Source organism: Mycolicibacterium hodleri (genome assembly GCF_025822245.1).
Classification (GTDB): Bacteria; Actinomycetota; Actinomycetes; order Mycobacteriales; family Mycobacteriaceae; genus Mycobacterium; species Mycobacterium hodleri.
The window spans coordinates 247,121-256,007 of the sequence record NZ_JACKTL010000017.1 but is presented as its reverse complement, the minus strand read 5'-3'; the positions used below and the strand labels follow the sequence as shown (position 1 = coordinate 256,007).

Sequence of the window (8,887 nt, the reverse complement as noted above, 5' to 3'; positions counted from 1 at the left end):
ACACCCGCCCGGCCGCTGTCGGCCGACGACGCGGCGACCGGCCGGCGGATCGCGGAGGACTTGGAGCGGCTGACCGCGGAGGCCGCGGCGGCCACCGGCTGCGAGGTGGTGCGGGCCGCCGCGGCAAGCCGCGATCACCACGCGTGGTCGGACGACCCGTGGACGACCACGTTCGGCCTGCCGCTGCCGGGCCGGGCCGCACCGCTGCATCCCAATGCGGCGGGGATGCGGGCGGTGGCCGAGCTGATTTGCGTGAAGTTTCACCAATCGCGATGATGTCCGAATGGCCGTGTGGTTGACGCCGAGCCAGGGGCGAACCTGGTTGAACTACATGAGCGTCTACCACCGGCTGGAATACGAGATGAACCGGCACCTGCAGGCCGAATGTGGGCTGTCCTTCGGCGATTACACGGTGATGAACGCGCTCTCCAACGCGTCGGGGCGCCGGCTGAGGCTCTCCCAGTTGGCCACCATCATCGGGTGGGAGCGCAGCCGACTGTCACACCACCTGCAGCGGATGGCGGGCCGCGGCCTCGTCGACCGGGTGCAGTCCGACACCGACGGCCGGGCGACCGACGCGATGCTCACCGACGCGGGAATGGGCACGCTACGGGTGGCGGCGCCCAAGCACGCCGCCTGGGTACGCAAGGTGTTCTTCTCCGACCTCGACGACGACCAGGTCGAGGAGCTGGGTGATCTCCTCGACCTGGTCTACCGGACGATCCTGCGCGAGGGCACGCTGCCCACGCCGGAGTGGCCGCCCGCGCCTCGATGACCTAGGTCTGGACCTCGCCACCGTCGACGAACATCTCGCTGCCCGTCATGAAGCTGCTCGCCGACGAGGCGAGGAACACCACCGCCGCGGCGATCTCGGCGGGCTGCCCGATGCGCCCCAGCGTCACGTCGGCGGTCAGGCTCTCCAGCAGTTCCTTCTCGCCGCCTGCCGGGGCCAGCCCGACGAGTCCCGGGGTCTCCACCGGGCCGGGCACCAGGGTGTTGACCCTGATGCCGCGCGGCGCCAGCTCCGCGGCCCAGGTGCGACCGAAGGACCGGACGGCGGCCTTGGACGCGGCGTAGACGCCGAACGACGGAATGCCCCGCGACGCCGCCGTCGACCCGGACAGGATGACCGAGGCACCGCTGTTGAGCAGTGGCAGCACCTTCTGCACGGTGAACATCGTGCCCGCGACGTTGCGGTTGAAGGTGTCGAGGTAGTGCTCGAGGGTCACCGCGTCGAGGGTGGCGAACTCGCCGCCGCCGGCGTTGGTGAACACCGCGTCGAGCCCGCCGCCGTGGGCGGTGATCGCGTCGACGATCGCGTCCAGTTGGGCCGGGTCGCTCACGTCGCTGCGGATGCCGGTCGCCGACGGTCCGATCGACGCCACGGCCTCGTCGATCGTCTCCTGCTTGCGGCCGGTGAGGAACACGTGTGCACCCGCCTCGGCCAGGGCCCGCGCCGAGGCGAGCCCGATGCCCGCGGTGCCGCCGGTGACGAGTGCGTTCTTGCCGTCCAGTGATCCCATGACTTCTCCTCGTGGATGACTCTTTGGTGGTTCGAGCGTGCGCGCTTTTGCGTGACATGTCAATCAACTGGCATGGCGTCGGAGGTATTCCGTCGGGCGTGACTAACGTTGGGACGATGCGGCGGAGATCACGGACGGTTGGGGCTGCCTTGACGGCGGCGGTGTTGGCGGCGGGCGTCGCGGGGTGTGCCAAGCAGACAGCTGCGCCGGAGAGTTCGTCGTCGCCCGACTTCGCATTGGCGTTGAAGGACCGCGTCACCACCGACGCGATGATGGGGCACCTCAAGAAGCTGCAGGACATCGCCGACGCCCACGGCGGGAACCGGGCCCTCGGCACCCCGGGTTACGACGCGAGCGTCGACTACGTCGTCCAGACCTTGCGGGACAAGGGCTTCGACGTCAAGACCGACGACTTCGAGGTGCGTATCCCGTTCGCCGACGAGCCGGTCGTGACCGTCGGCGGTCAGCGGATCAAGTCCGCACCGCTCAACTACACGGTGGGTACGCCCGAAGGGGGAGTCACCGGCCGGCTGGTGCCCGCCCGCACCGGACCCCGGCCCGGGTGCGCGGCGTCCGACTACGACGGGCTCGACGTCAGGGGTGCGGTCGTCCTGGTCGACCGCGGCGCCTGCCCGTTCGGCGACAAGCAGGTCGTGGCCGCCGAGCGTGGCGCGGCCGCCGTCATCGTGGCGAACAACGTCGACGGTGACGACATCGGCGGCGGCACCCTTGGGGAGGACACCGAGGTGAAGATCCCGGCCGTCAGCATCTCCAAGGGCGACGGCACCCGCCTGCGCGCAACGCCCGCGGCGGCGACGATCGCCCTCAACGCGGGCGTGCGCGTCGACCGCACGCGCAACGTCATCGCGCAGACCAAGACCGGAGCGGCCGACAACGTCGTCATGGCCGGCGCTCACCTGGACAGCGTCCCCGAGGGGCCGGGCATCAACGACAACGGTTCCGGGGTGGCCGCCGTTCTGGAAACTGCTGTCCAACTTGGTAGTTCACCGAAGGTCAAGAACGCCGTGCGGTTCGGCTTCTGGGCCGCCGAGGAGGAGGGTCTGGTCGGGTCCACCGAATACGTCAAGACCCTCGACGTCGAGGCGCTCAAGGACATCGCGCTCTACCTCAACTTCGACATGCTGGCCTCGCCGAACCCCGGCTACTTCACCTACGACGGCGACCAGTCCGCGCCGCGGACGCCCGACGTGCCGCGGGTGCCGGAGGGCTCGGCGGGCATCGAACGCCTGCTGTCGGCGTATCTCGGCGACGCGGGCAAGGAGTCGCGCGACACCGACTTCGACGGACGCTCCGACTACGACGGCTTCACCGAGGCGGGCATTCCGGCGGGCGGGCTGTTCGCCGGAGCCGAGGAGAAGAAGACCGCCGACGAAGCGAAGCTCTGGGGCGGCGCGGCCGACGAGCCGTTCGACCCGAACTATCACAAGAGTTCCGACACCTACGACCATCTCGACCGCACGGCGCTCGACATCCAGGGCAAGGGGGTCGCCTACGCGATCGGCGTCTACGCCACCGACGACGGCGGACGCAACGGCGTCCCCGCGCGCGGGGACCGTACCCGTCACGTGGTGTCCGGGTCGTGAGAGCCGCACTGATCGCGGCAGGCCTGCTGCTGGTGGCCGGGTGCTCGTCGCAGAGCACGCCACCCGCGCCGGCCGCCCTCTCCGCACGTGAACTCGCCGACAAGGTGACCGCCGACGGCATGTACGTGCACCTGGAGAAGTTGGCGGACATCGCCACCGCCAACGGCAACAGCAGGGCCGACGGCACGCCGGGTTTCGCCGCGAGCGTCGACTACGTCGCCCAGACGTTGCGTGACGAGGGTTTCGACGTCGAGACGCCCGAGTTCGACCGGCTCGCCATGACCTCGCCAGGGCGGCCGACCCTGGTCGCGTCGGGCCGGAGCTTTCCCGTCACGCAGGCCTCGCCGCTGGTGTCCACCCCGGCCGGTGGCCTCAGCGGCGTCACCCTGCGACCGGAGAAGGCGTCCGGTTGCGCCCCTGGTGACTACGGCTCTGTCAACGTCCGCGGCGCGTTCGCGATCGTCGACGACAAGGGCTGTTCGGTGGTCGACAAGCAGAACGCGGCCGTGGGCCGGGGTGCCATCGGCGTACTCGTGGTGAGCGATCCCGGTGCCGACGGAAGTCCGGCCGGGTTGTTCACGCCGGGGTACTACCAGCAGCTCACCTCGCCCGTCGCCGTGCTCGACGAGGCCGCCGACGCGGCGCTGCGCCGCACGACCGCGGCCGTCCGGTTGACCCTGGACGCCAAGAGCACGGTGGTGACGTCGCGAAGCGTGGTGGCGCAGACCAAGAGCGGCGACCCGCACAACGTCGTCGTCGCGGGCGCGCACCTGGACTCGGCACCGGACAGCCCCGGTCTCAACGACAACGGGTCGGGTGTCGCGGCGGTCCTGGAAACCGCTGTGCAACTGGGCAGTTCGCCGACGGTTACCAACGCGGTCCGATTCGTCTTCTGGGGCGCGCAGCAGACGGGGCTGCAGGGGTCGTCGAAGTACGTGGCGGGCCTGGGTGGCACCGGGTTGGACGACGTCGCCCTGTACCTGGACTTCGATCTGCTCGGCTCGACCAACGCCGGCTACTTCACCCTCGACGGCGACCAGTCCGGCCAGCCCAATCCCGACGTCCCGGCCGCGCGGGTGCCCGCCGGGTCGGCCGGTCTCGAGCGGACGCTGGCCGGGTACCTCAACCTCGCCGGGGTACGGCCGGCCGATCAGCCGCTGGGTCTGGCCGGCGACTACAGCGCGTTCCTCCGCGCCGGAATCCCCATCGGGGGCATCACGACCGGGTCCTCGCAGCGCAAGACCGCGACCCAGGCACGCTTGTGGGGTGGCCGCGCCGGGGTGGCGTTCGACCCCAACTATCAGCGTCGCGGCGACACCATCGCCAACGTCGACCGGGCCACGCTGTCGATCACCGGTCCCGCGGTGGCCTTCGCGGTCGGCACCTACGCGCAGTCGACCGAGGGACCGAACGGGGTGCCGGCCCGCGGCTAGCTCGTGCCGCGATAGGCACGGGCGACGCGGGTGACGAACTGGTAGACGCCGTCCTCGTCGGGCGCCAGGGGGCCCGGTCGCGCGTGGGGCGAGCTCAAACCGCGCTGGACCGATTCGCATGCCGCCCAGTCCTGCCGGTTGGTCAGATCCCAGAAGTCCACGGCGTAGGACGCATCGAAGTCCTCCCGGGCCGCCACGTCCTTCGGGAAGGCCCACGCGCATTCGACGTGGGTGCGGTCGGCGGCGAGCGGGGTCATCAGGTGCGTCATGACGTAGTCGGGATGCAGGCTGACCAAAAGATTCGGGAATCCCACCAGGTACATGACGGTACTCAGCTCGTGCTCGGAGAGGCCCTTGATGGCCACGCCGCCGCTCTTGCCGGTGAACGACATCGTCTCGGCGCCTTCGATCATCGACATCCAGCCGCCCATCCACGAGCCCTCGAAGTGGAGGTTCTCCCCACTGGTGGGCGGGCTGATCTTGGACAGCTCGGGGTGGATGGTCGAACAGTGGTAGCACTCCTGGTAGTTCTCGGCGATCACCTTCCAGTTGGTGGCCAGCTCGTAGGAGTGCCGGTCGACGATCACCAGGTCCTCGGGCCGGTATCCGCGCACGACGTCCTCGAGACCCGCGACGTGGTCGGTGAATTCGACGTCGGTGCCGCTGGCGTCGACGAAGAGCCAGCCGTGCCAGTCGACCAGCCGCAGCTGTACGAGCCCGAACTCGCCCGGGGTGAAGCCGTCGTCGAATCCCGGTGCGTTGCGCAGGCTTCCGTCGAGTCGATACGACCACGAGTGGTACGGGCACACGATGCCGCGCCGCTTGGCGGTGGTGCCGCACTCGAGGAGTTCGTGCCCGCGGTGACGGCACGTGTTGGCGAAGGCGCGGATCACCCCGTCGTCCCCGGTCACCAACAGCATTCCGTCCGCGCCGGAGCCGATCGCGCGCTGCGTGCCCGGTCCCGCCATGTCGGCGGAGTGGCCGACGCACTTCCAGCCGGAGAAGACGTTTCGCTGCTCCCACTCGAAGACCGCCGGGTCGACGTACGCCTCGCGGGGCAGCATTCGCGACGAGCCGAACGGCGCCAGGCTCGCGGCGAGGTCGTCGGCTGGAACGGGAGCCGGATCGTGCTGTTTGAACATACAGTCAGGATAGTCGCTGGGCCGTCGCCGGTCCACAGATCGGTGCGGGTCAGGCCTCGCCGGCGAAGGCGGCGAGACCGCGATCGGCCGCCGTGGCGTCGCCCCGCGTCATCCGGCGGTACACCAGATAACCGATGACGACGGCGGCCAGGGCGGCCAGCAACAGCAGGGTGGCGAGCGCGTTGAGCGCCGGCGTGGGGGCGGCGCGCGCGGTGTTGTAGATCTTGACCGACACCGGCTCCGTCGACGACCCCGCCGACAGATAGCGCACCAGCACGAAGTCGTCGATGACGTCGGCGAAGACCAGGACGGTGCTCGCGAAGATGGCGGGCATCAGCATCGGCATCGTGACGCGCCACAGCGATCCGAGCGGGGAGGCCCCGAGATCCGTTGCCGCCTCTTCGTATTGCTTGCCGATCGTGGCGAGGCGGGCCCGAACCAGCACCGCGGGGTAGGCCACCTGGTAGGTCACCAGACCGACGACCTGGGCCGAGGTGCCGAGCCCGATCGGCAGCGCCAGGTTCGTCACCACGAACAGCAGCGCGACGGCCAGCAGCACCTCCGGGATCACGAACGAGATGAGCATCAGCACGTTTGCCCCGGACGGCAGCCGGCCGCGCCAGCGGTCGACACCGATCGCGAACAGCACCCCGAGTGGCACGGTGATCACGGTGGCGATCACACCGAGCTTCAAGGTTTGCAGCAGCGCGGTGTGCAGGCTCGCGTCGTGCCACACCGACCGCGTCGGATCACCCCAGTACCAGCGCAGGGAGAACCCCTGCCAATTGGTGCGGGATCGGCCGTCGTTGAAGGAGAACATCACGGCGATCGCCACCGGCAGCAGCGACCACACCAGGTAGAAGACCGTGACGGCGGCAAGCACGCGGGGGCTTCGCCACGGGTCGCGATACCACGCCACCGGTCCTCGCACGGGGCCCATCACGTCCGAACCTCGTCTCCGCGCAACGTGACTCGGACGTAGTAGAACATCGGCAACACCGTGGCGAGCAGCACCAGCATCACGAACGCGCCCGCCTGACCGGTCTGGCCCGGCGCCTGCACGCTGTCGTTGATGAGGTTGCCGACCATCGCGGTCTTCGGCGACGCGGACAGCAGGTCGTTGGTGAAGTAGTCACCGAGCATCGGCAGGCAGGTGAGCAGTACCGCGGCCAGTATCGTCGGCCGACACAGCGGCAGCGTCACCCGCAGGAACGACGACACGCGGTTGGCGCCCAGATCCCGCGCGGCCTCCAGCATGGGTTGTGACAGCCGGTCGAGACCGGCATACAGCGGCAGGATCATGTACGGGACGTAGCCGTAGGCCAGGCCGAGGATCACCACGACCGGTTGGCCGGTGAGCCAGTCGACGGTGACGTCGAACAGGCCCCCGAAGTTCAGCAGCCGGTTCACCAGGCCGTCGTTCTGAAGCAGGTTCACCCAGGCCAACATTCGCATCATGTAGCTGATCCAGAACGGCGCGATCAGCAGGGCGATCAGCAGCCCCTTGCGTCGGCCGGCCAGCCGGGCCACGTAGTAGGCGACTGGGAACGCGATGGCCAGGCACAGGACGCTCGCCGCGCCGACGTAGCCCACGGTGCGCAGCAGCGCGGGAAAGTAGACCCCGTCCGGGCTGATTCGAGACAGCACGTAGGTGAACTGGGAGGGGTTCCAATGCAACGGATTCCACACCGGGACCGCGGTACGGAACAGCGGGTCGACGCGACCGAACACGATCGCCAGCACCACGTACAGCGGGGCGAGGAAGAAGAGCGCCAACCAGCCGATGCCCGGTGCGGCCAGGGCCGCCCACAGCCGGACGTTGGGTTCGCGGGACCGCTGCAGCACCGCTGCTAGGACCCGCCGGCGTTGAACGCGTTCCAGACGTTGTGCCACGCGGCGTCGTTGTCGGCGTCCAGCTCGAGCAGGCGATAGCCACTGTCGAAGTACTCGGGCTTGACGATCGCCGACCGCAGGTTCTCGGGGATGAACTCCTCGGCGATCAGGGAGTCGGCGGTGAGGGTGTTCTGCGGGGGCTGATAACCGATTGCGGAGAAGTTCTCCTTGGCCACTGCGGGATCCAGCATGTGGTTGAGGAACAGATGCGCGAGCACCGGGTTCTTCCCGCCCTTGAGGGTGACCAGCATGTCGTTGTCGACCAGCCCCTTGCCGTCCTTCGGGAACCAGTACTGCAGCACCTCTGTGCCCACGCCCTCGGGCAGGTAGGACTGGGCGTTGATGACGTCACCGGACCACATCTGGCACAGGCCGATCTGGCCCGCCGGCATGTCGCTGTACATCGTGATCGTGACCTTGGGCGACGTTGCCTTGACCAGTGCGCTGAGTTGGTCGCCGACCATCTTCAGATCGTCGGCCGACGACGTGTTGACGTCGGTGATGCCCTGCTTCAACAGCACCATCGCCATGGCGGTGTGCCAGTCGTCGATGATCGCGGTCTTGTCCTTGTAGGCGGGGTCCCACAGCGATTCGTAAGGGTTCTTCAGCTCACCGATGTTCGCGGGCACTTGGTCACTGCGCCAACCCATTCCGGTGGTGTAGATGGTGTACGGAACGGTGTACTGCCAGCCCTGGTCATACCAGGGGTTGGTGAAGCTCGGCCACACGTTGGAGATGTTCGGCAGATAGGTGTGGTTCAACGGGCGCAGCAGCCCGCCGGTGACCAGTCGGCTCATCTCGGTGTAATTGGCGTTGTATATGTCGAAGTCGACGCCGCTGCGCAGCTTGGTGATGGCCTCGTCACCGTCGTTGAAGGTGGAGACCTCGATCTTGCAGCCGTACTGATCCTCGAATGTCTTGATGGCCTGGGGACTGAGGTAGTCGGCGTAGTTGTAGATCTTGAGGGTGGCGCCCTTCTCCGGGGCCAACGCGTCCGCGATGGGCTTGTTGTCAGCCGGGACGTCCCACTTGACCGGGTTGTCCGGTTTGGCGATCGTCAGCGTGGGCGCGGCCCCCTGCGATCCGGCCGGTTCCTTCGAGCACGCCGCGAGGAAGGCGCCCAGGGTGGGCGCCGTGACGGCGAGAAGCGCAGCGCGCTGCAGGAATTGGCGACGATTCGACGCGAACTGTCGGGGCGTCGGCTTCTGGGCTGGCATCCGGGCCTCCCGCAGGTTCGCGTCTTGTCGGTGATAGGACTCTCGCATAGACTGAATGCTCAGTCAACCGCTAGG

8 protein-coding genes and 1 pseudogene are annotated in these 8,887 nt (G+C 68.5%); 4 read left to right on the top strand and 5 right to left on the bottom strand.

The window, feature by feature from the left end:
• Positions 1–276: pseudogene (locus H7J06_RS05240) on the top strand (SGNH/GDSL hydrolase family protein); the annotation flags it as partial.
• 7 nt (positions 277–283) lie between these two features.
• Positions 284–775 (top strand): MarR family winged helix-turn-helix transcriptional regulator, encoded by a 492-nt coding sequence (locus tag H7J06_RS05235; protein WP_264037556.1) that lies wholly within the window; start codon positions 284–286, stop codon positions 773–775.
• 1 nt (position 776) lies between these two features.
• On the opposite strand, the gene H7J06_RS05230 is transcribed toward H7J06_RS05235, so the two are convergent.
• On the bottom strand, positions 777–1,523 hold the full coding sequence (locus H7J06_RS05230; RefSeq protein ID WP_264037555.1) for an SDR family oxidoreductase: 747 nt from the start codon (positions 1,521–1,523) through the stop codon (positions 777–779).
• Between the two features lie 116 nt (positions 1,524–1,639).
• On the opposite strand from H7J06_RS05230, the gene H7J06_RS05225 reads away from it, so the two are divergent.
• On the top strand, positions 1,640–3,127 hold the full coding sequence (locus H7J06_RS05225) for a M28 family metallopeptidase (protein WP_264037554.1): 1,488 nt from the start codon (positions 1,640–1,642) through the stop codon (positions 3,125–3,127).
• Entirely contained in the window at positions 3,124–4,560 is a 1,437-nt protein-coding gene (locus tag H7J06_RS05220) for a M28 family peptidase (RefSeq protein ID WP_264037553.1), read from the top strand. Before H7J06_RS05225 ends, H7J06_RS05220 begins: the two co-directional genes overlap by 4 nt.
• On the opposite strand, the gene H7J06_RS05215 is transcribed toward H7J06_RS05220, so the two are convergent.
• The 4 genes from H7J06_RS05215 to H7J06_RS05200 are packed head-to-tail and all read right to left on the bottom strand — an operon-like array spanning position 4,557 to position 8,812.
• Entirely contained in the window at positions 4,557–5,702 is a 1,146-nt protein-coding gene (locus tag H7J06_RS05215; RefSeq protein WP_264037552.1) for an aromatic ring-hydroxylating oxygenase subunit alpha, read from the bottom strand. The two genes, H7J06_RS05220 and H7J06_RS05215, sit on opposite strands and share 4 nt — an antisense overlap.
• A gap of 49 nt (positions 5,703–5,751) precedes the next feature.
• On the bottom strand, positions 5,752–6,642 hold the full coding sequence (locus tag H7J06_RS05210; RefSeq protein WP_264037581.1) for an ABC transporter permease: 891 nt from the start codon (positions 6,640–6,642) through the stop codon (positions 5,752–5,754).
• Positions 6,642–7,595 carry an ABC transporter permease gene (locus tag H7J06_RS05205; RefSeq protein WP_264037551.1) on the bottom strand — a complete coding sequence of 318 codons (954 nt, stop codon included), beginning with the start codon at positions 7,593–7,595 and terminating at the stop codon, positions 6,642–6,644. Before H7J06_RS05205 ends, H7J06_RS05210 begins: the two co-directional genes overlap by 1 nt.
• Positions 7,553–8,812, bottom strand: a complete 1,260-nt coding sequence (locus H7J06_RS05200; RefSeq protein ID WP_264037550.1) for a polyamine ABC transporter substrate-binding protein — start codon at positions 8,810–8,812, stop codon at positions 7,553–7,555. The genes H7J06_RS05205 and H7J06_RS05200 overlap by 43 nt, the downstream gene beginning before the upstream one ends.
• Positions 8,813–8,887: the final 75 nt, after the last annotated feature.

What these genes read in the sequence shown, in the direction of transcription:
- H7J06_RS05235 (WP_264037556.1), top strand. Translation starts at nt 284, where the DNA reads ATGGCCGTGTGGTTGACGCCGAGCCAGGGGCGAACCTGGTTGAACTAC.
- H7J06_RS05230 (WP_264037555.1), bottom strand. Translation starts at nt 1,523, where the DNA reads ATGGGATCACTGGACGGCAAGAACGCACTCGTCACCGGCGGCACCGCG.
- H7J06_RS05225 (WP_264037554.1), top strand. Translation starts at nt 1,640, where the DNA reads ATGCGGCGGAGATCACGGACGGTTGGGGCTGCCTTGACGGCGGCGGTG.
- H7J06_RS05215 (WP_264037552.1), bottom strand. Translation starts at nt 5,702, where the DNA reads ATGTTCAAACAGCACGATCCGGCTCCCGTTCCAGCCGACGACCTCGCC.
- H7J06_RS05210 (WP_264037581.1), bottom strand. Translation starts at nt 6,642, where the DNA reads ATGGGCCCCGTGCGAGGACCGGTGGCGTGGTATCGCGACCCGTGGCGA.
- H7J06_RS05200 (WP_264037550.1), bottom strand. Translation starts at nt 8,812, where the DNA reads ATGCCAGCCCAGAAGCCGACGCCCCGACAGTTCGCGTCGAATCGTCGC.